Origin of the sequence: Roseovarius sp. E0-M6 (genome assembly GCF_037083845.1) — a bacterium.
Taxonomy (GTDB): Bacteria; Pseudomonadota; Alphaproteobacteria; order Rhodobacterales; family Rhodobacteraceae; genus Roseovarius.
In genome coordinates, this window is sequence record NZ_JBAPLA010000002.1 from 251786 (window position 1) to 272842 (window position 21057).

General features: G+C 54.1%; 24 protein-coding genes. 9 read left to right on the plus strand and 15 right to left on the minus strand.

Going from position 1 to position 21057, the window contains the following annotated elements:
- Nucleotide 1 precedes the first annotated feature (1 nt).
- Together rimP and pip are read right to left on the minus strand one after the other, a co-directional pair.
- Nucleotides 2–574, minus strand: coding sequence for a ribosome maturation factor RimP (gene rimP, locus V8359_RS07615; protein WP_336428169.1), 573 nt, complete (start codon nucleotides 572–574; stop codon nucleotides 2–4).
- Nucleotides 575–790: 216 nt separating this feature from the next.
- On the minus strand, nucleotides 791–1765 hold the full coding sequence (gene pip / locus V8359_RS07620; protein ID WP_336428170.1) for a prolyl aminopeptidase: 975 nt from the start codon (nucleotides 1763–1765) through the stop codon (nucleotides 791–793).
- A 49-nt stretch (nucleotides 1766–1814) separates the two neighbouring features.
- On the opposite strand from pip, the gene ubiG reads away from it, so the two are divergent.
- Complete coding sequence (ubiG, locus tag V8359_RS07625; RefSeq protein WP_336428171.1) at nucleotides 1815–2558, plus strand: bifunctional 2-polyprenyl-6-hydroxyphenol methylase/3-demethylubiquinol 3-O-methyltransferase UbiG; 744 nt, start codon at nucleotides 1815–1817, stop codon at nucleotides 2556–2558.
- Nucleotides 2559–2567: 9 nt separating this feature from the next.
- On the opposite strand, the gene V8359_RS07630 is transcribed toward ubiG, so the two are convergent.
- From V8359_RS07630 to V8359_RS07645, 4 genes are read right to left on the minus strand one after another with little or no spacing between them, the layout of a single operon-like run.
- Complete coding sequence (locus tag V8359_RS07630; RefSeq protein ID WP_336428172.1) at nucleotides 2568–3014, minus strand: MarR family winged helix-turn-helix transcriptional regulator; 447 nt, start codon at nucleotides 3012–3014, stop codon at nucleotides 2568–2570.
- Complete coding sequence (locus V8359_RS07635) at nucleotides 2995–3849, minus strand: carbon-nitrogen hydrolase family protein (RefSeq protein WP_336428605.1); 855 nt, start codon at nucleotides 3847–3849, stop codon at nucleotides 2995–2997. Before V8359_RS07635 ends, V8359_RS07630 begins: the two co-directional genes overlap by 20 nt.
- A gap of 5 nt (nucleotides 3850–3854) precedes the next feature.
- Nucleotides 3855–4112: a glutaredoxin 3 gene (gene grxC / locus V8359_RS07640; protein WP_336428173.1), complete on the minus strand. Its 258-nt coding sequence runs from the start codon at nucleotides 4110–4112 to the stop codon at nucleotides 3855–3857.
- A gap of 28 nt (nucleotides 4113–4140) precedes the next feature.
- A complete protein-coding gene (locus V8359_RS07645; RefSeq protein WP_336428607.1) occupies nucleotides 4141–4875 on the minus strand; it encodes a ComF family protein in 735 nt (244 codons plus the stop codon).
- A gap of 15 nt (nucleotides 4876–4890) precedes the next feature.
- Between V8359_RS07645 and V8359_RS07650 the strand changes: the two genes are divergently transcribed.
- Both V8359_RS07650 and hemH read left to right on the plus strand, forming a co-directional pair.
- Complete coding sequence (locus V8359_RS07650) at nucleotides 4891–5712, plus strand: methyltransferase domain-containing protein (RefSeq protein WP_442970339.1); 822 nt, start codon at nucleotides 4891–4893, stop codon at nucleotides 5710–5712.
- 55 nt (nucleotides 5713–5767) lie between these two features.
- On the plus strand, nucleotides 5768–6820 hold the full coding sequence (gene hemH / locus V8359_RS07655) for a ferrochelatase (RefSeq protein ID WP_336428175.1): 1053 nt from the start codon (nucleotides 5768–5770) through the stop codon (nucleotides 6818–6820).
- A gap of 64 nt (nucleotides 6821–6884) precedes the next feature.
- Here hemH and V8359_RS07660 read toward each other — a convergent pair whose 3' ends face one another.
- Both V8359_RS07660 and V8359_RS07665 read right to left on the minus strand, forming a co-directional pair.
- The gene (locus V8359_RS07660) at nucleotides 6885–7073 is read right to left on the minus strand and encodes a hypothetical protein (protein ID WP_336428176.1); all 189 of its coding nucleotides are present in this window, start codon (nucleotides 7071–7073) and stop codon (nucleotides 6885–6887) included.
- Between the two features lie 138 nt (nucleotides 7074–7211).
- Entirely contained in the window at nucleotides 7212–7811 is a 600-nt protein-coding gene (locus V8359_RS07665; protein WP_336428177.1) for a L,D-transpeptidase, read from the minus strand.
- 189 nt (nucleotides 7812–8000) lie between these two features.
- On the opposite strand from V8359_RS07665, the gene V8359_RS07670 reads away from it, so the two are divergent.
- Nucleotides 8001–8516 (plus strand): CAP domain-containing protein, encoded by a 516-nt coding sequence (locus tag V8359_RS07670; RefSeq protein ID WP_336428178.1) that lies wholly within the window; start codon nucleotides 8001–8003, stop codon nucleotides 8514–8516.
- 31 nt (nucleotides 8517–8547) lie between these two features.
- Here the strand turns inward: V8359_RS07670 and V8359_RS07675 are convergent, their stop codons facing one another.
- The 5 genes from V8359_RS07675 to hslO form a co-directional block, all read right to left on the minus strand.
- Nucleotides 8548–9045 (minus strand): L,D-transpeptidase family protein, encoded by a 498-nt coding sequence (locus V8359_RS07675; RefSeq protein WP_336428179.1) that lies wholly within the window; start codon nucleotides 9043–9045, stop codon nucleotides 8548–8550.
- A 65-nt stretch (nucleotides 9046–9110) separates the two neighbouring features.
- Nucleotides 9111–10337: a class I SAM-dependent RNA methyltransferase gene (locus V8359_RS07680; protein WP_336428180.1), complete on the minus strand. Its 1227-nt coding sequence runs from the start codon at nucleotides 10335–10337 to the stop codon at nucleotides 9111–9113.
- Nucleotides 10334–11470, minus strand: coding sequence for a CCA tRNA nucleotidyltransferase (locus tag V8359_RS07685; RefSeq protein ID WP_336428181.1), 1137 nt, complete (start codon nucleotides 11468–11470; stop codon nucleotides 10334–10336). Before V8359_RS07685 ends, V8359_RS07680 begins: the two co-directional genes overlap by 4 nt.
- On the minus strand, nucleotides 11460–12062 hold the full coding sequence (locus V8359_RS07690) for a CoA pyrophosphatase (RefSeq protein ID WP_336428182.1): 603 nt from the start codon (nucleotides 12060–12062) through the stop codon (nucleotides 11460–11462). Before V8359_RS07690 ends, V8359_RS07685 begins: the two co-directional genes overlap by 11 nt.
- Nucleotides 12055–13038, minus strand: coding sequence for an Hsp33 family molecular chaperone HslO (hslO, locus tag V8359_RS07695; RefSeq protein WP_336428183.1), 984 nt, complete (start codon nucleotides 13036–13038; stop codon nucleotides 12055–12057). The genes V8359_RS07690 and hslO overlap by 8 nt, the downstream gene beginning before the upstream one ends.
- 81 nt (nucleotides 13039–13119) lie before the next feature.
- On the opposite strand from hslO, the gene V8359_RS07700 reads away from it, so the two are divergent.
- Complete coding sequence (locus tag V8359_RS07700) at nucleotides 13120–13557, plus strand: NUDIX hydrolase (RefSeq protein ID WP_336428608.1); 438 nt, start codon at nucleotides 13120–13122, stop codon at nucleotides 13555–13557.
- Nucleotides 13558–13605: 48 nt separating this feature from the next.
- On the opposite strand, the gene V8359_RS07705 is transcribed toward V8359_RS07700, so the two are convergent.
- On the minus strand, nucleotides 13606–14883 hold the full coding sequence (locus tag V8359_RS07705) for a PP2C family protein-serine/threonine phosphatase (protein ID WP_336428184.1): 1278 nt from the start codon (nucleotides 14881–14883) through the stop codon (nucleotides 13606–13608).
- Between the two features lie 149 nt (nucleotides 14884–15032).
- On the opposite strand from V8359_RS07705, the gene V8359_RS07710 reads away from it, so the two are divergent.
- Nucleotides 15033–15368: an Hpt domain-containing protein gene (locus V8359_RS07710; RefSeq protein WP_336428185.1), complete on the plus strand. Its 336-nt coding sequence runs from the start codon at nucleotides 15033–15035 to the stop codon at nucleotides 15366–15368.
- Here V8359_RS07710 and ilvA read toward each other — a convergent pair.
- The gene (gene ilvA, locus V8359_RS07715) at nucleotides 15365–16600 is read right to left on the minus strand and encodes a threonine ammonia-lyase IlvA (protein WP_336428186.1); all 1236 of its coding nucleotides are present in this window, start codon (nucleotides 16598–16600) and stop codon (nucleotides 15365–15367) included. The two genes, V8359_RS07710 and ilvA, sit on opposite strands and share 4 nt — an antisense overlap.
- A 105-nt stretch (nucleotides 16601–16705) precedes the next feature.
- Here ilvA and V8359_RS07720 point away from each other — a divergent pair, with 105 nt between their 5' ends.
- The 3 genes from V8359_RS07720 (at nucleotide 16706) to V8359_RS07730 (ending at nucleotide 20988) form a co-directional block, all read left to right on the plus strand.
- Nucleotides 16706–17935, plus strand: coding sequence for an argininosuccinate synthase (locus tag V8359_RS07720; protein ID WP_336428187.1), 1230 nt, complete (start codon nucleotides 16706–16708; stop codon nucleotides 17933–17935).
- 225 nt (nucleotides 17936–18160) lie between these two features.
- A complete protein-coding gene (locus V8359_RS07725; protein WP_336428188.1) occupies nucleotides 18161–20305 on the plus strand; it encodes a YjbH domain-containing protein in 2145 nt (714 codons plus the stop codon).
- Nucleotides 20302–20988, plus strand: coding sequence for a YjbF family lipoprotein (locus V8359_RS07730; RefSeq protein ID WP_336428189.1), 687 nt, complete (start codon nucleotides 20302–20304; stop codon nucleotides 20986–20988). Before V8359_RS07725 ends, V8359_RS07730 begins: the two co-directional genes overlap by 4 nt.
- Nucleotides 20989–21057 lie beyond the last annotated feature (69 nt).

Genomic DNA, 21057 nt, shown 5'->3' on the forward strand with positions numbered 1-21057 from the left:
TTCACTCCTCCCGCGACGCGTCATCTTCGATCGCGTCGAACTGGTCTTCATCCAATACGCCGGCTTCTTTGCGTTGGCGCAGCATTTCTTTGATCAGCTCGTCTGTCAGGACAAGCTTGGCATCTGACAGCCAGTCGAACTGAAGCCCGATGGTGCCTTCCTCGACATTGACAAGGACTTCCTCACCCTCGACACCCGCCAGAATACCTTTGAACCGTTTGCGGCCCTCGATCAGCTCGCTGGTTTCAAGCTTTGCTTCATAACCTTCGAACGTCTCAAAATCCTTGATCCGGGTCAGAGGTCGGTCAATGCCAGGACTGGACACCTCTAGTGTATAGGTATCGATAATCGGATCCTCGACATCGAGCACCGCGCTCACCTCGGTGCTGATACGGGCGCATTCGTCAACTTCGATACCCCCCTCTGGGCGCTCGGCCATAATCTGAAGCGTCGAAGTTTTACCGCCCATTAGCCGGATGCGCACAAGTTCGAACCCCATGTCTTCGATAACTGGGGTGACGATTTCGGCGAGTCGCCGATCTATCGCTGCCTTTGCAATCAGGTCGTTGGTCATTCGTCGTCCAAGCACAAAAAAACGGGCCCGCGGCCCGTCGATCTTTCCCGGTGGAACGCTGGGTCAGGACCCGCACGCGCCGCTGTTAGGGGGCATATACGCCGAGTTGGTTGAGTCTGCAAGTCCATTGGGCATTCGCAAATCCAATTCATACCAACCTTCTGGAAAATCAGCTCTAATAAATCGCTGTCAGCGGCGCCATACTCTGGCCTGCGATCATTTTCTGGCGCCTAACGCATCCATTACCTTGACCAAGGCTGCGCTTATCCCCGGCTCACTCAGCGCGTGGCCGGCCATTTGAACCATTTGCAACTCTGCGCGGTCCCATACCTGAGCCAGCCGCCAAGCCGAAACAGGCGGGCAAATCATGTCGTAGCGCCCTTGCACGATTACGCCCGGCACATCCCGAAGCTTTGACGCATTTTTGAGAATCCAACCGTCCTCATCAAGGAATCCCATATGGGTGAAATAATGATTCTCGAGCCTTGCAAAGGCCCGGGCATACTCTGGCGGTGCATCGCCCAGAGCACCTGTTGACCGCACTGAGGCCAGCGCATTTTCCCATGCGGACCAAGCCTTCGCATAGGTGATCTCAGTGGCGCGATCTCCTGAAAAGAGGCGCTTGTGATAGGCACCGATCATGTCCCCACGCTCGTTTTCCGGCACAAGCTTCTGAAATCTGTTCCATGTTTCAGGCCAGAAATGACCGGCACCGCCCCCATAGAACCAATCAAGTTCAGGCCGTGTCATCAGAAAGACGCCACGCAGCACGAGATGTCTGATTCTGTCAGGGTGTTTGATTCCATAAATAAGCGACAAGGTCGCCCCCCAGCTCCCTCCGAAGACAATCCACCGATGAATGCCCAGTGTTTCGCGAATTAATTCGATGTCACGAACAAGATGCCAGGTGGTGTTATTGTTGACTTCCGCATGAGGGCGTGACCGACCGCACCCGCGCTGATCAAATAAGACAATTCGATATATCGCAGGATCGAAGTATCGGCGCATTGCAGGGCTGCATCCACCGCCCGGACCGCCGTGAAGCACAACGACTGGCATGCCGTTAGGGTTACCAGACTGCTCCACATAGATCTGATGTCCATCGCCAACATCCAGCATCCGGCGGTCGAACGGGTCAACCGGCGCGTAAAGATACTGTACTGCGCTTTTTTGCTCCGGGAACTTGTCCATCAAAGACCTATATAGCAAGACAAACACAAATGATCACATGGAGATCAGAATGCAAGCCACCCAGACCACCATTGATCCTTCCGAAGTTGCCAAGTTCGAAGCGATGGCAACAGAGTGGTGGGACCCACAGGGAAAGTTCAAGCCACTGCACATGCTCAATCCCTGTCGTCTCGACTATATCACTGCGCAGATTGCGTCTGAGTTTGATCGTTCCCTTTCTGACGACAAGCCGTTCGCTGGGCTGCGCATCATCGATATCGGATGCGGTGGTGGCCTTCTGTCCGAGCCGATGGCGAGGCTCGGGGCAGACGTCGTTGGGGCCGACGCCGCCGAACGCAATATTCCAGTAGCGCAAATCCATGCCGAACGTTCCGGTCTCGAAATCGATTATCGTCATACAACCGCCGAGAACTTGGCGGCAGCAGGCGAACAGTTCGACGTGGTCCTGAATATGGAAGTGGTCGAGCACGTGTCAGACCCGCTGATCTATCTCATGGCATGTCAGCAACTTCTAAAGCCCGGAGGGCTTCACATATGTTCGACGTTGAACCGAAACGCAAAAAGCTATGTCATGGCTATCGTTGGAGCCGAACACGTCATGAGGTGGCTACCTAAGGGTACCCATGAATGGTCAAAGTTCATCACGCCCGAGGAACTCTATGATTTTCTGTCGCAAGCTGGCCTGAAACCGGTTGATAAAAAAGGCTTTATTTTCAACCCGATCAGTTGGTCTTGGTCTCTGTCCAGTCGTGATCTGAGCGTGAACTATGTCACCACCAGCATCAAAGCGTAAAATCCAGCATTATGCCTCGGATTCGAGCTTGTCCCGGAGCCCGCGAAGCACCGGAAGAACGCCACGGACTCGGTCATCGCCCAACTCGGCCACCATTTCCGATATGATCGGGGTGATTGCCGACATTGCGACATCACGCGCCTTACGCCCTGCCGGTGAAATCGCCACCATCTTGCGCCGCGCATCATCCCAATCCGGTCGGATATGCACATAGCCGGCCCATTCGAGTTTGTGCAGAGTGTTGGTCATAGCCCCCCGCGTCACATGAAAGCTTTTCGCCAACTGGGCGGGAGAGCGTTCGCCGCCCGCGCGCGCCAAATGGTTGAGCAATGTAAAATGGGAAATTTCCATCCCCTTGGGGAGGACACGCGAGAGCCTGCTCCGGATCATCTGATCGGCGATCAGAATTTCTCCGAACAATGCAACTGCGAGCGAGTTACTCGTGGAATCGGTCATATCGAATGGGGCTCTTGAACGATCTGTCATGACTAAGCGACGGAATGCGCTGTCGCGCTTCTGCCACCTCGGCCATATCCATATCAACGGTTAACACGCCTGCCGCCGTTCCACCATCCAGCAGAACCTCGCCCCAAGGGTTTACCGCCAGCGAATGCCCCCAAGTCTTGCGCATCTTCCCTTCTTTTGCTTCGTGGGTTCCACATTGCGCAGGCGCCAGAACAAAACACCCGGTCTCAATTGCCCGCGAGCGAAGAAGGCTTGCCCAGTGCGCTGCACCCGAAACCGGTGAAAAGGCGGATGGTACGGTCAGCATTTCGGCACCGGCCTGAGCCAGATGGCGATAAAGAGTAGGGAAACGCAGATCGTAGCAAATCGTCAGCCCAAACCGCCCCAGCGCTGACTCTGCGCATATCGCACGCTCGCCCGGCCGATAACCTGCTGATTCCCGATAACTTTCATCTTCCGAAATTTCGACGTCGAACATATGAATCTTATCATATCGCGCCACGATCTTTCCGTCAGGCGAGATGAGATAAGATCGATTGGCAAACCGACCATTCACATCATCCGTCTTGACGGCCAACGACCCGATCAACAGCCAAATATCATAAGCCTGCGCATCTCCGATCAACGCCGCAAGCGTTGGGTCCTCACTTTCGTGCCTGAGAACCAATTCTTGCCGCGCCCGACTGGCCGAAACACAATTCGTTACCTCTGGGGTTAGCACGACCTCCGCGCCACGTTCGACGGCTTCGCGTAAGAGCGCACGCGTCCGGGGAAGGTTCGCCTCTGGATCATCACTTGAATTGAGTTGAAGAAGGCCTGCCCGTATCATGATCAGGCCGCCAGCATGGCATCCAATTTGCCCGCGCGCTCAAGCGCGTGAAGCTCATCGCAGCCGCCCACATGAACATCGCCAACGAAAATCTGCGGAACGGTTCTGCCGCCATTGGCGCGTTGGATCATTTCAGGCTTGCGCGATGGGTCGGCAAAAACGTCGATCTCTTGAAAATTAACGTCTTTTTGCTTCAGAAGACGTTTTGCCGCGTGACAAAAGCCGCAAAGCGGGGAGGTGTAGATTTCAACTTGTTTCATGCATGCATCCTTTGTGGTTGGTTGCAATCTAGGCATCCTTTCCCGCCCTCGCCAGTACAACAATACTGATACTTGCTGCTCCATTGGCCAGACAGGCCTGTGTCGCCGCCGAAAGGGTCGCGCCTGATGTCATGACATCATCGACCAGAAGCACGGAGCGACCAACAATCCTGTCTCGCCAGCGCGGGTGGGTATTGATGGCATTTTGCATCGTTTTGTGTCGCATCTCGAATCCCAAGCCCCCCAAGCTTTGCGTCGATCGTGTTCGAGTTAGTAGATCTGGACAATAGGCAAGGCCGGCTTCCGCCGCCAATTCGCGCGCAAGAAGTGCTGACTGATTGAAGCGCCTTTTCAACATCCGCATCCAATGTAACGGGATCGGAGCCACAATCATTTCGGAGTCGATTATTGGCGTGGCAGCACGCGCGAGCCAACGACCGGCAGGTTTCGCAATGTCATGGCGATCCCCATGTTTGAGCGCGAGCACGATTTTTCTTCCATTCGCACCATATGTCATGACCGCTCGACCCGATGACCAAGGCCGCACATGCGTGAGGCAATCGTCACAGCACACGGCGCCCGGCGCATCCGGCCCTGCGGGAAGCGGGGTGCCACACATTTCGCAGCATATGCCTGTCACGAATGGCGTATCTCTCCAGCAGGGGCCGCATAAACCAAAATCCGTCTCTACGATCTCTCCACAGGCAAGACAGCGTGGCGGATAAATCAAGCGCAGTACGGATTGCACACCGGTCGCCTTCACGTATATCTGCAACGCATGACATCGCCTCCTGACCTGACAGATCGTTCCGCACTGAAAAGTCATCGAGCGCGCGCCTCTCGGAAGCCCGTCCGTTTCCTGCATGAGGCGGCCATCGACGAAATGCATGATCGCCTTTCGATGGTTAACAAGTCGTTTACCTCTGTCGCTTTGATAACTGGTCATCCCGAGATATGGACGCCCGCTTTCCCGAATGCGACAGTCGTGGAGGATGCCGAAACGCTTGGCCTTGATCCCGAAGCACACGATCTCATCCTGCATGCCATGTGCCTTCATTGGTCCAAAGACCCTGTGGGACAACTCATTCAATGCCGCCGAGCGCTCAAGCCCGACGGCTTGCTGCTTGTGGCGGTTCTCGGCGGTGAAACGCTTCACGAGCTTCGCACCGCACTCGCCCAAGCGGAGGTTGAGCTTTCTGGCGGACTTTCTCCGCGTGTCGCACCGATGGCAGAAATACGTGATCTGGGCGCTTTGATGCAGCGCGCAGGTTTTGCGCTTCCGGTGGCGGATATCGTTCCGATACGCGCGTCCTACCGTGATCTTTGGCACCTTGGTCACGATCTGCGTGGAATGGGTGAGACAAATGCACTTGCTGCCCGAATACGTCACTTCTCCGGGCGCGCCCTTTTTGACCGGGCGTCAGACATCTATCAGATGCATTTCTCCACGGATCATCATCGCGTCAACGCCAGTTTTGATCTCATTATGCTTACCGGTTGGGCGCCTGATGCTTCACAGCCCCAGCCTCTTAGACCGGGGTCCGCAAGCACCCGACTCGCCGATGCGCTAAGCACCAAGGAAACGCCGCTCAAAGATTAACGCATGCGCTTAGTAGCTTATTTCGCCCTTCAACGCACCTTATCGGAACGTCTTCATGAAAAATGCAACACGACCCGCCCACGCAGGCCCGGATCATCCGCCAGTGCGACACGGTCGCACCGGTATCCTTTTGGCCAACCTAGGAACACCGGATGCGACCGATTACTGGTCCATGCGCCGTTACTTGAACGAATTCCTCTCGGACAAGAGGGTTATCGACTATCCGGCCTGGAAATGGCAGCCACTTTTGCAGGCTATCATTTTGACCAAGCGGCCCTTCTCAAGCGGTGCGGCTTACAAATCGATCTGGAATGAAGAGCGGAACGAAAGTCCGCTCATGACCATCACGCGCGAACAGACGGATGCAATCTCGGATGCCCTGACCGAAGATTATGGCGAACAGGTTATGGTCGATTTTTGCATGCGCTATGGCAATCCCTCAACCCGCTCCAAGGTGCGGAAAATGGTTGAGGCCGGCTGCACCCGCATTCTCTTTTTCCCGCTCTATCCTCATTATGCTGGCGCAACCTCCGCCACCGCTAACGATCAGTTTTTTCGCGCTCTGATGCGGGAAACATGGCAGCCAACAGCGAGAGTTGTTGAACCTTATTTCGAAAATCCCGCATATATCGATGCTCTCGCGAAATCTGTCGAGACGGCCTATCAGAACACCTCTGAGCGGCCAGAAATCCTCGTTGTGTCCTATCATGGAATGCCCAAGCGATACCTGATGCAAGGCGATCCATATCATTGTCAGTGTCAGAAAACGACTCGCCTGCTCAAGGAGCGGCTAGGCTGGACTGATGCGGATATTACCACAACTTTTCAGTCGGTTTTTGGACCAGAAGAATGGCTCAAGCCTTACACCGTTGATGAGGTTGCCCGCCTTGCACGGGAAGACGGCAAGAAAAAGATCGCCGTAATCGCACCTGCTTTTTCGGCAGACTGCATCGAAACTTTGGAAGAGATAAATGAAGAAATTCGCGAAAGTTTCGAACATGCGGGCGGCGAGAATTTTACCTACATTCCCTGTCTCAATGCATCAGAGGATCACATCTGGGCTCTTACATCGATCATCCGTGACAACCTCGGGGGGTGGGTGTCCTGAATTGATAAAATAAGCAGAAAAAAAGGCGGTGAAATATCACCGCCTTTTTTGAACAAGAATGCGTTCAGTCAGCTGCGACAACTGCGGCCACGACGGCCAGAAGCAGCAGCGGAATCCAAACACCTGCAGCTGAAGAGCTTGCGGCCGTTTCTTCAACGATGACCGGAGCTTCCATAACGGGCTCGGACAGGTTTCCGGCCGATGCGGTTGTAGCAGCTGCGACAAGCGCGGTGGCGAGTGCGAGTTTTTTCATTATTTCCTCCGATTTTGGCCCTTCGTGCAAAACAAGCACGCCAAGCAAAGAATTACCTCGTGAGGCTTCCTATGCAGCCAATCATCTACGAAGCAAACGTATCTCGGAGGCGGGCCCGCACGAATCACGGGCAATTTGTCAAATTAGCAACACCTGCGTGCCAACTTCAGTCATTTCGAATAGCTGAGAAATATGCTCATTATAGAGACCGATGCATCCGTTGGATGAACGGCGCCCGATCTTGCGCGTGTCATGAGTTCCGTGAATGCGATAATACGTCCAGCTCAGGTATAGGGCGTGTGTGCCCAAAGGATTGTCCGGGCCCGGCCCTACGTATGCGGGCCAATCAGGATTTCGTTCAAGCATCGACGGCGTAGGACGCCAATCCGGGCCAACTACCTTGCGAACAACCTTGGTGCGCCCGCGCCTCGTCAACTCTTCGGACATAGGCACGCTTGATGGGTAGAGGAAGTATTGCCCGCTTTCGTCCCAGAAGTGCAAAGCACGACTGTCTATATCCACAAGGATCGCACCCCTGTTCAAATTCGAAAAGTAGGGCTGCCAGTCAAGTGTGCGGAACGCAGAAGTATTGCGGCGCACTTTCTGAGTGATGGCCGGCTCCATCTCGATTGTGCTGGAGTCAGACGTATCCTGCGCGACTGCCGGGAAGCCGATCAGCGCTGCCGAACTTGCAAGAAAGCGGCGCCTGCTCAAAGAATTTTCGAAAAACCGCGACACGGCATCCCTCCAGTTTCTCAAGGTTTAGAAATCGTAACGTGGGTTACGGTCTCATTGATATATTGCCCGAATGCCTCAGTCGCAATTCAAAGAATTGTCAGAAAGCGAAGAACCGCGGATGTGGGTTTGATAAGCAACGACAGTCGGGCTAGACAGCCTCGATACGAAATTGAGTCGGGTAGCGATCGCATGAAACGTCTTTTGGTGGTTCTTCTTTCAGGTGTGCTCACGCTTGGTGCCTGTGCCGCACCAGCGCCCATTCCGCAAATGGGTGCCGATGGCAAACCGCTGCCGAAAGTGTATCGCATCCGTTCGGGTGCGACTTCTCGTATTCAGTATAGCATGCTCGACTCAGTAAATGCACTGCGTCAAGCAGCTGGCCAACCAATCGTATCGCTGGATCCCAAGCTGACGGCGGCAGCCGCGACACATGCCCGTGACATGTCGGTTCAGAACCGACCGTGGCACTTTGGCTCGGACGGGTCTTCACCCATCGACCGAGTGCGCCGGATCGGATACGAAGGAAAACTCGTCGGAGAAGCTATTTCCGAAACCTATGAAACTGAGACGGAAACTCTGGCAGCATGGATGAAAGACGAAGGGTCGCGCCGCGTTATCCTCTCTCCTGACGCGCGGAATATGGGTTTCGCTTGGCTTCAGGAAGACAATGGCAAAATTTGGTGGACGCTTGTGATGGGCGAGTGACGCCCACCAAGGTAACCAACATATGGCTCGGTCAGGGATTGATCGTGACCGGCGTTCCATTTCGGACCATTGCATAGATATCTTCAATGTGGCGGTCTTTTACCGAGATACATCCGGCAGTCCAATCCGGGCCCAGCCCACGTTTCTTTCCATTGGGGCGGCCGTGAATAAAAATGTCCCCACCGGGACTTTTCCCCACAGAGCGAGCATAGGCGCGGTCTTTGGCGTTTGGGTAATCAATCCCGATCGAAAGATGGAAGTCGCTATTGGGGTTTCTTCGATCAACGCGGTATAGACCCTCGGGTGTCCGACCGTCGCCCTTGATGCGCTTGTGACCAGCAGGTGCAAACCCGAGATCAACCCGATATTGCTTCAAGACGTCTTCATGGTGCAGTAAAAACATTCTCCGGTCGCCCTTGTTGATAACAACATGGGTCACTTCAGGGCCATTATAGGTCTTGAATTTAGACCCACAGGCCGACAAAGACAGAACGGTCAGCATGACCGCAAGAATGTTGATTAAACGCATTTGCCCCATGCCTCCTGCTCTTTTTTGCCTTTAATACATCAGAGCAACCGATCCGGATAGAGGGATTAGGCGTTTCGTGTGAACCCGGCGACAAGCTCTACGTGCGGCGACCACCGGAATTGATCCACCACCTTCACCCGAGACATTTCAAACCCTGCGTCGATCAGCATACGCGAATCCCGGGCAAAACTGGTAGGGCTGCATGATACGTAAACAATTCTATGAACATCACTATTTGCCAGAGCGCAGACCTGCGCCTCGGCGCCTGCCCGAGGCGGATCAAGACAGACAGCATCAAAATCCGTCAGCTCTGCGGCTTCCAAAGGGTCCCTGAATAGGTCACGCGAATCCGCTGTGATCGTTTTGAGACCTTGGACATTGCGCCAAGCGGTTTTCAAAGCCTCTACCATCTCAGCATCACCTTCAACCGCGTGGACCTGTGCATTCTCGGCGAGCGGAAAGGTGAATGTCCCGCATCCAGCAAACAAATCGACCACACGCTTGGCACCGACCAAATGCGCGCGCACCTCTTCGATCAATGTGAGCTCGCCCTCCCGAGTGGCCTGCAGAAAGGCGCCCGGTGGAGGAACGACTCGCGCCTGACCAAACCTCTGCTCGGGTGGTCTGTCTTGAAACACCACCTCTTTCTCCCAAGACAGCCGTGCAACACGGTTCCGTCGCCCAATATCCCCAAGCGCCGCTCGCAATGGACCATCCAGCGGTTTGCCACCACGGGCCTCTACATCCAGCCCATTCTCAGTCACGGTAATAGAGACTGAAAGCTCGGCTTTCCGGCTGCCTCCGTTTTGAGCCAGTTCGCAGGCAATATTCGTTCCTGCCAACAGGTCGGGATGCAGAATCTTGCAGTCAGGAATTTCCACGATCGCATTCGATGCCCGTGCATGGAATCCTGCCATCGCAGATTTCTTGGTTCTTCGCGCAGAAAAAGATGCCCGCCGCCGCGTCATTGGCGGCGATACATGCGGCGCAAGAAACTCGGCATCAATGCCTTGATTGGACAAGGCCACCCTGACAATGTCTTGCTTCCAGTTACTTACGAATTCATCTGATGCATGCTGTACAGAACAACCGCCGCATGATCGAAAATGGCGGCACGGCGGCGTTACTCTTGCGTCGCTTGGCTTGATAATGCGGACATCCTCAAGCTGCTGACTCTCAAGTCGCCCTGTTACTTCCTCTCCGGGAAGCGTTATTGGCGCGAACACCGGCCCTTCGGCGACCCCGTCGCCGTGATGCCCAAGCCGCTCGATAACCCAATGCTTCTGACTCACAACAACGCCTCTCTGGATTTTGAAAACCCAGAGGCTATCCACTCGTCCTCGATCTGACGCAAACGTCTTCCCAGTGCAGGGCCCTCATACATAGGCATCAGGTCATTTGCGGATATCGGGAACACCGCTTTTGCCCCTTTTGTCACATTCGAGCACCAACCAAGCGGCAGCGGAAACCCCATCGCCGCGCGCAAGGCTAGAACACCGAGTGCCTCATGGACACCAAGGCGATAACCAAGCTCATCTGGCGGCTGCGCCGAGACGATACCGTCGCAATACCGTGTCAAACGTTTGGCTTCACTCCGGCTCAGCCGAAGCGCGCTCTCGGCATCTTCGCCACCGAGAGCAGCCAGTCTGCGCATCGCATCGGGTAAAAGGCCCATCAGCTTTTCCTGATGTACTAAGGTCGGCACGGCGCTGGCTTCTGCTCCGGGGAGTATTTGACCCAGAACGCCCACCGCTGACATCGAGGCCAGTGCTACCGAAGGATCATCCGCAGCCAACAATTTGCGCATCTCGGTTCCGATCCGCTCTCGCGCGAGACCGTCCAAACCATCAAGGCACTGCGCAATCGCCGCCAGCGCCTCGGCATCTATCGCGCTAGACCCATAGACTGCGGTGAACCGAAAAAACCGCAAAATCCGCAGATAATCTTCCTTGATCCGAGTGACTGCATCTTCGATGAACCGAACCCGACCAGCAATCGCGTCTTCAAGCCCATCCACAGGATCCAGAATTTCGCCGTCCAATCCAACATAGAGTGCGTTCATCGTGAAATCACGCCGGCGCGCATCTTCGTGAATATCGTCGGTGTAAGACACCAGCGCCTTACGTCCATAAGTCTCTTCATCACGCCGAAAGGTGGTGATCTCAAATGCCACGTCGCCACTTATCACCGTGACGGTGCCGTGATCCATCCCGGTTGGAATCGCGTTCAAGTTTCGATTTTCGGCAAGGTCTATAACACGCTCGGGTCGCGCGTCGGTGGCAATGTCCATGTCACCAACAGTATATCCCATGACACTATTGCGCACAGCACCGCCCACGACATATACCCGATGGCCAGCCCCTTCGAGCATGTCGAATATCGCGCGCAACTGAGGCGCTTTGAGCCAATCTGCCTCAAGCCTCATCGCGCACCGCCTCGGCCAATTGTCGTAGCATACGCGCCGTAGCACCCCAGATATAGTAGGGACCGAAAGGCGCTACATAGTAGCGGCGGATCGTTCCACGCCAATACCGCCCCTCGATACGATATCGGTCACATTGCAATACGTGTGAAAGCGGCACCTCGAAAATCTCATCCACCTCTCCTGCCTCTGGCACGGGCTCGAACACTGACTTTACGCGTGCCACCACCGGTGTCACGCGAAAGCCGGTTACCGTCTCATGGTCCGGCAACGTTCCCAAAATATCGATATTTGTATGAACAAGTCCGATTTCTTCTCGTGCCTCGCGCAAGGCGGCACATACCACACTTTGATCGGCTGCATCCAGCTTGCCGCCCGGAAAGGCGATTTGGCCCGGGTGATGCTTGAGCAACGACGATCTTTTCGTAAGAATGACCGAGGCGCCTTCCGATTTCTGATGTATGGCTATTAAAACGCCAGCAGGGCGAAGTTTGCGCCCTTCGGGCAAACCCTCCAGACGGTTCAGGTCAAAATCCGATGATGCGCGCATCGGTCGATTCAGCGCCCGAAGGACGCTATTCAGATCGTCAGACATTTTTGCCCGCGTCAAATCCCAGCGTGGCCGGATCAAGATCGTAATGCGCACCGCAAAATTGACAGTCGGCCGTCACTCTACCCTCATCTGTCGTCATCTTTTTGATGTCATTCGCAGAGTAAATCGACAGGCTCTGACGAACCCTATCCTCAGAACAGGTGCATCCGAAACGAACGGCCTGCATGTCAAAGACACGAGGTGTCTCTTCATGAAAGAGTTTATAAAGCAGGTCCGTTGGCGCAACTGACGGCCCAATCAGCTCAAACTCTTCTGCGGTATCCAGAAGCAGGTTGGCCCGGTTCCAATTCTCGCCGTCTTCCCCTTCCATGATATCGGCGGCCTGCAATAGACCGCCTTCGCCACTGCCTCCTTCTGACGCCGAAGGTGAGACTTTCGGCATATGCTGAAGCATCATGCCGCCTGCTCGCCAATGCTCATCTCCACCGGTCTCGGTTGATCGACCAAAGCTCAGCTTGAACCTTGTCGGCAGCTGCTCGGATTGCGCGAAATATGCCTCTGCACAAGCGGCTAGGCTTCCACCCGAAATAGGTGTGATACCTTTATACGGTGTTGTGCCTTCGCCTTGATCAATCAGAACCGCGAAGTAGCCTTCGCCCAGCTGAGAAAATGGCGGCGCATCGGTTATCCTGTCTGCATCAAAGCTTGCATATGCTCGAATATGCGCCGGCTCTCCTTCCTCGGATGGCGCAAAGTAATCCGTTGCGATCATCCGTACGGCGCCCTTGGTTTGAACCTGAAGGCTCAGCTTCCATCGCAATTTTATCGTTTGGCCTATTATCGCGGTCAGAAGCGCCATCTCCGCAATGAGCGCTTCGACTTCGGCTGGATAATTATGCTGTTTCAGCACTTCATCCAGCACACCGTCCAGCCGCGCCACCCGTCCGCGAACGTCGCTTACATCAAGCTGAAAGGGTAGGACAGTGTCGTCCCAAGCGATTTTTTGTGCAAGTGTCATGGGGTTTCCTTAGGGGCCTGAACTTGGCATATCGCGTCTAAATAGGGTGGAGCAAGGAGCGCTCCAAGAGGGGTTGAGCAAATCATGCGGCGCGTGGGTGAAGCGGTCAGATCTGACATTAATTATCGAAGCCGACCGGGCGTTTACGCCCTGCTGCCGTTAGATGCGGGTATTCTCTTAACTCATCAGGAAAGGCCAGAGCCTGAGCTTCAACTTCCCGGTGGCGGGATTGATCCCGGCGAATCACCGCTTCAGGCGTTGCATCGGGAAGTGTTCGAGGAAACAGGCTGGCGGATCGCTTCTCCCAGACGCTTGGGTTTCTACAGGCGGTTTGTTTTCATGCCTGAGTACGAGTTATGGGCCGAGAAGATCTGTACAATTTTCGTGGCTCATCCAGTACGCCGAATTTCAGAACCGGGCGAAGACGGCCATAGTGCGGTATTTACTGATTGGGAAACTGCCGCGACCCGGGTGGCCAGCACCGGTGACAGAATGTTCATCAAGAATTTCCGCAAATAAGATAAAGTTAGAAGCCGCGGGTTGTGATCAGTTATCTCCTGAAAGCCTCTATCCCACCGGCAATCTACCATTAAATTCAAGCAGAACCGCTGATACATCGTCATCAAAGTGATCATGACCTGCAAACTCCGAGAGCTTCCAGATGATCGATTCCAAGCAAGCCATACCGTGCGTTTGCTTCAACTGTTCCAGAAAATCTCTCATACCTTCGTCACCGAGAAGCCGCCCTTGCTCGTCCGCACATTCAACAATGCCGTCTGAATGGATCATCAAACGATCTCCGGGCTCTAGCATCACCTCGAAATCTTTGTAGGTGGCGCCTTCGATTAAGCCCACCGGAAGGCCGCCCGTGCCAATGTTCTCGGTTTCCCCGTCACCCCTTTGAACGATGGGGTTGGGATGTCCGGCCTGAGCCATTCTCACACATCCTGTGGTAAGGTTTGCCTCGGCCAGCAGGATGGTAAAGTAATGCTCAGTCTCAAGCTCATCGAGAAAGAGGGCGTTAAGTGTTTCTATAGCTTGGGCTGGCGACCGCATGCGGAACCCACCATCATCGTCACGAAATAGTGCGACATTCTGGTCCGGGGACGAGGAAGATAGGTATCCGGCAAGCCGCGCAGTCATCAGTGCCGAACTTATCCCATGCCCAGATACATCAATACTGAATAATCCGATTTGCTCTTCGCTGACGTCGAATACACCAACAAGGTCACCGCCCACATGTCCGCTGGAGCGGAGCAAAAGAGAAACATCAGCTACGCCAAATTCGCGGAATCTCTCTCGAACCAGCGATTGCTGAAGCTTTCGCGCCTCAAGAAGATCCTTGTCCAACCCGTCGTAGAGATTTTGAAGTTCTTCCAGTGTCGATCTGACGAGTCTGTTCTTCTCAACAAGCTCCCTCTCCATTCGCACGATGCGTTCGCCCGCTTCGATCCGCGCACGAAGTTCGCCTGCGTTTACGGGCTTTGTCAAAAAATCATCGGCTCCGGCGTCAAGCCCGGCAGTAATGTCATTTTTTTCGCTCTTGGATGTCAGCAGAATGAAGTAGCCATAGCGGTCACGAGCCGTTTCACGAAATGCACGACAGAATTCGAGCCCGGACATCCCTGGCATCATCCAGTCGCTTAGAACAAGGTCGGGTGCCTTTTCGGCGCAAAGATCGAGAGCCTGCTCAGCCAACTCCGCTTCACGCACTGAGAATCCCCACTTAGTCAGCAAGCTTACGAGTATGCGTCGCTGTAATCGGCTGTCATCAACGACGAGCACATCGTGGACAGCAGGCGCTTGAAGCGCCAATTCATTCTGGGGCTGGGCTAAGGTTTTCAAAGGGCAACTCAATCAATTTCCCTATCCGCATCGCATATGTCGGATTAACAGGCCCTGAATGAGAGACTTTTAAATACATTTCTATCGGACGAGGTAAGAGCGTTAATCATACTCGAGATAAGCTCAGCAAAACTTTGGCTGGTAGAAAAATGATTGATTGGGCGCGCGTCTCGGAACTAAAGAATGAAATTGGTGCCGAGGATTTCGCGGACATTGTGGACATATTTCTTGAGGAAGTGGAGATAGAGCTTGGGGCTCTTCGCGGCATCGTCCCGGATGCTGACCTCGAAAACAAACTTCATTTTCTCAAGGGAAGTGCGCTCAATCTTGGGTTCCACGAGTTTTCGTTGCTCTGCCAAGACGGCGAAACAGCAGCTGCACGTGGTGATTTCGAAAACATCAACCTGTCTGCAACCCTTGATGCCTATGACCGCTCAAAGATGGAATTTCTGGCTGGCCTAAAGGACACGGCCCGACCAATCTAAATCAGAAACTCGGCCAGAACCTCATCATTTGTGATATCTTGGTACGTGAAGCCCTTGGCCTCAAGCGCAGCTTCGATGCGTTCAAAATTTACAGCGGCATTCGTCTCGATTCCGATCAAGACCGAACCAAAGTTTCGTGCAGATTTCTTAAGATATTCAAATCGGGCGATATCGTCTTCGGGTCCCAAAATTGCCAAAAAATCTTTCAGCGCACCTGGCCGTTGTGGCATTCGAAGAATAAAATATTTCTTCACGCCTAAATACCTCTGTGCCCTCTCCTTGACCTCAGGCAGCCGCTCAAAATCGAAATTTCCCCCAGAGGTCACACAGATGACCGTCTTTCCAACGATTTCATCGCCCATATCTTTTAGCGCATCGATGGAAAGAGCCCCTGCAGGTTCAAGAACAATGCCTTCGATATTCAGCATTTCTATCATCGTAGTGCAAAGACGATCCTCACTGATCGTGCGAGACCGGGCAGGGTCAAGATCACTGAGTCTTGCGAAAGTGCGGATCCCGATTTGAGCGACGGCCGCACCATCGGCAAAGTTGTTCACATGACACAGTCGAACTGGCTTTCCCGCCGCCAATGCCGCATTGAGACACGCGCCGCCGTCCGGTTCAACAAGTGTCAAAATTGTGCTGTCGCCGACAAAGCTGCGTACGCCCGCCGAAAGGCCGCCACCTCCAACTGGCATGATAATGTGATCAGGCATTCCACCCAACTGCGCCTCAATCTCCGCAGCAACCGATGCTTGACCCTCTATGACATCTTCATCATCGAAAGGCGGTAGAAAGTGCGCGCCGATGTCCCGGCAGTGCGCCTGTGCGGCCGTTAAGGTGTCGTCGAAATAATCGCCAATAAGCCGTATCTCGACACTATCCCCTCCAAACTTGGACGTTTTTCCTATCTTCTGCTGTGGCGTCGTCACTGGCATGAATATGACGCCCCGCACCCCGAAATGCTGACACATGAAAGCAACGCCTTGGGCGTGATTTCCAGCACTCGCACATACGAACTCGGGTGCGTCGCCACCCGCCAGAACCTTTCGCATCGCATTAAACGCACCGCGCAGCTTGTAAGACCTCACTGGAGTAAGATCTTCCCTCTTCAACAGTATGTTTGCACCATAGCGTTCCGAAAGGTGTTCGTTGCGCAACAGCGGTGTCTCGGGAAAAACCGCTCTCATCGCGCGCTCGGCTGCGCGGGCTTTGTCGACAAATTCATTCATTTGGTTTCACTGGCGCATTCAAGTCTGCGTGGCAAGGGCCACACCTTGCTCACCTTCTCAAAAACGGCTATCCGCCCGCCATACGAGATCAGGAGGAACCCATCCATGTCCGCGCCGAAAAAAGTTGTCCTTGCCTATTCCGGCGGCCTCGACACCTCGATCATCCTCAAGTGGCTTCAAACAGAGTATGGCTGTGAGGTTGTGACGTTCACCGCCGATCTGGGCCAAGGTGAGGAGCTGGAGCCGGCGCGTCAGAAAGCCGAGCTATTGGGGATTCAGCCCACCAATATCTACATCGAAGATATCCGTGAGGAGTTTGTGCGCGACTTTGTGTTTCCCATGTTCCGCGCCAATGCACTTTATGAAGGTCAATACCTTCTGGGCACATCAATAGCACGACCGCTCATCTCCAAAAGACTGGTGGAGATTGCTGCGGAAACGGGTGCAGATGCGGTCGCTCACGGCGCCACGGGCAAGGGTAATGATCAGGTCCGCTTCGAGCTTGCAGCTTATGCTCTCAATCCCGAGATCAAGGTGATAGCGCCTTGGCGAGAGTGGGATCTAACCTCCCGCACGCGACTTCTTGAATTCGCTGAGCAAAACCAGATCCCGATCGCCAAGGACAAGCGAGGCGAGGCGCCTTTTTCTGTGGATGCGAACCTGCTTCACACGTCGTCAGAAGGCAAAGTTTTGGAAAATCCCGGCGACCAAGCTCCGGATTATGTATTTCAACGCACAGTCGACCCGGAACAAGCACCCGACAAGCCCGAGTATATCGAAATAGGGTTTGAACGCGGCGATGCAGTGAGCATCAATGACGAAGCGATGTCGCCTGCCACGATACTGACAAAGCTCAACGAGCTTGGAGGGGCCCATGGTATTGGCCGGCTCGATTTCGTTGAGAACCGCTTCGTCGGAATGAAATCCCGCGGTATCTATGAGACACCAGGAGGGACGATCCTGCTTGAGGCTCATCGCGGTATTGAGCAAATCACTCTCGACGGTGGTGCGGGGCATCTTAAAGATAGCCTTATGCCGCGCTATGCCGAGTTGATCTACAACGGTTTTTGGTTCTCGCCCGAACGCGAGATGCTGCAGGCAGCGATTGATAAAAGCCAGGAGCATGTATCCGGCACTGTTCGTCTGAAGCTTTACAAGGGTTCCGTAACTTGCGTAGCCCGCTGGTCGGAGCATTCTCTATACTCCGAGGCACATGTCACCTTTGAGGAAGACGCGGGGGCCTATGACCAGAAAGACGCTGCTGGCTTTATCCAGCTGAATGCTCTTAGGCTAAAGCTTTTGGCTGCTCGCGATAGACGACTAAAAGGCCGTTGACTGAAAATGGGGGCAGGGGCTTTAGATATTCCATCGATGAAGCCGCCTGACATGAACCTATCAAAAGCGTTTGTTTATATGTTGATCGAGTTACCATCAGATCAAAGTGACAATCATGCACCACCTGATAGGGCGACCACTTGGAACAGGGCAATTTGGGCCTAGGGTTTTGGAGTTTCGTTAGGTATGTTCTCAGCAAGTAGCGCAGGCAGATGAGGGATTGAAGTGATCGTAAGAAATAAAGCGATCATGGGGACGGTGGTTACTCTCATCATCGGGCTTCCGGTGCTGGGCGTGGCCGAGAACCTGACGACAACTCAAACCAACGTTTACGGAAATCCCGGTGGTCTGATCGACATGCCGACCGCCGAGATGGCGCCGGAAGGCCAGTTATCGACAACTGTGTCCGCCTATGGATCGGGCAACAATCTTACCACGCGCACGACCCTCACATTTCAGATGCTTCCTCGGGTCAGCGCGAGTTTTCGATACTCCGGTATAGGCGGCTTGACCCCTGCCGCTGGACGACCTGCATTTACCACATTTTATGATCGAAGCTTTGATCTACGCTATAGACTGCTAGATGAAACAAATTGGCGCCCATCCGTAGTGGTTGGACTTCAGGATTTCATTGGAACAGGGCTGTATAGTGGCGAGTATATTGTTGCGACGAAATCCCTTGGACCACGTGTTCGAATTACGGGAGGTATCGGTTGGGGCCGCCTAGGTAGCTACTCTAGCTTCGCCAACACTGGCAACCGACCCAACGCTTTCCTTGGTCAAGGCGGTGTTCCTACTTATGATCGGTGGTTTCGCGGCGACGTCGCGGCCTTTGGCGGGGTGGATTTTCAGCTCACTGACAAGCTCAGCTTTGCCGCCGAGTATTCCTCGGACGCTTACGATCGCGAAGTCTCAGATGGTGCGTTGACCCGCAAATCACCTTGGAATTTCGGCCTGACATACAAGTTCAGCGATTCCTTTCAGGCGAGCGCTTATTCATTGCACGGAGACGAGATCGGGGTAACAGCAACTCTGTCGCTTAACGTGCGGAAGCCTGCCGTTAAAGGCGGGATTGAGAGTGCGCCCCTTCCGGTCGCGCCACGCGCACCCGGAAGCGCTGCAGATCTTGGTTGGACCACTGACCAAGTTCAACAGGCCAAGTCGATCAATTCACTTGATGGGCTTCTGGAGCGTGACGGGATCAAACTGCATGGGCTGCAAGTTGGACCGAAAAAGGCGCACGTTCAAATCCGCAACACACGATACGATATGCGGCCTCAGGCGGTAGGGCGCACCGCGCGCGCCATGACACGCGTGCTGCCAGCCTCTGTTGAAACGTTCACCATAACTCAAATTATCAAAGGGCAGCCGACCAGCTCTGTCACATTGTCGCGCACAGATGTTGAACGTCTGGAGCATTCTGCTGCGTCAGATATCCTTGCCGCCAGCGTTATTCAGGATGGCGCGGTAACGGATCGGGGTATCACGCTGATGCCAGATACATTTCCGCGCTTCGAATACAACATTGGGCCATATCTCCGCTTTTCGGTCTTCGATCCGGAAAATCCGGTTCGTTATGCCGCTGGAATCCGGGCAAAAGGCGAATATCACATAGCGCCAGGTTGGATCGCTTCGGGATCAATTTCGCAAAAAGTAATCGGGAATTTGGATGACGTGTCGCTTCCTGGTCCGTCGGGTCTGCCCCGCGTGCGATCAAATGTAGCATTCTACAACCAAACAGAAGAGCCAACGATCGACTACTTGACGTTGGCCAAGTACGGACGACCAGCGAAAAGTGTCTATAGCCGAGTCACAGTTGGCTATCTCGAACGTATGTATGCAGGCGCTTCTGCAGAAGTTTTGTGGAAGCCGGTCGACAGCCGTTTGGCGCTGGGCGCCGAGGTCAACTACGTCCTGCCCCGCGACTTCGACCAGAAGTTCGACATACGGACGCGTGCGACCTCGACAGGTGTGATTCCTGAGTGGAATGGTCATTTGTCCGCCTATTATGATGTCGGCTACGGATTTCACGCACAGCTTGACGCAGGTCGCTATCTGGCCGGAGACTGGGGTGCGACGCTCTCGATTGATCGTGTCTTCGCCAACGGCTGGAGCATCGGGGCTTACGCCACAAAAACAAACGTAAGCTCCGCCACGTTCGGAGAAGGGTCGTTTGACAAAGGAATCAAGATCGAGATCCCGTTCTCTTGGGGAACAGGAAAGCCGACATTGCAAAAATCAACCACTGTTCTTCAGTCGCTAACGCGCGACGGTGGCGCACGACTTGACGTGAATGGGCGCCTTTACGACGAGATCAAGGATACTCATCGTCCCGAAATGGCCAAGACCTGGGGAAAATTCTGGAGATGAGAAAACAACGTATCCTGAAAAACTCGGCACTTGGTCTGTTCTGTCTCTCTATTGCCGCCTGTAGCAGCGGAACTGGAAATGACGTGACAGCCGTTGGAATTGCCAAGGGGATCGTCGGTGGTCTTTTTGATGGCAACAAGCCTTCTGGGCCAGATGTAAACGCCGTATCGCAACAAGCCGCCAAAGCATTGGCCAGCACTTCGGGTCAAGTCATAGTGGTCGCCATTCCACAGTCCAACGCGCTGTCGGTGATGCAGGAGATTGAACGAAACGGTCCTTATGTCACGTTCGGCACTGCAACCCGTCAGAGCATCACTCTTAAGAACGGCATTATGACCTCTTCGCGCGGACTGGGCGAAGACTTGATGTCCTCAGAAACAAATGCGGTCCAAGGTCTGATCGCAAAGCGCGCCACTGGCTCGGCCCCGCGCATACATCGCTTTTTAGATGGTGAGAATCTAACCGTCTCGCAACAGCTTTTTTGTAATGTGAATCCGCACAGTCAAGGTCACCTCACGATGGGAGTGATCGACACTCCAGTCACCAAGGTCACAGAGTCCTGTCTTTCAGACGATCTTGTCTTTACCAACACCTATCAGGTCACACCGGGCGGACGGGTTGTGCAATCTCGTCAGTGGCACAGCCCACTGAATGACTACATCGCCATTCAGTCTTTGCGCTAACGTCCTTACGGCCTCAAACCCCGGGTTCTAGCTCAGCAGATTTCATTTACCCAATGCAAAACCTGGAAA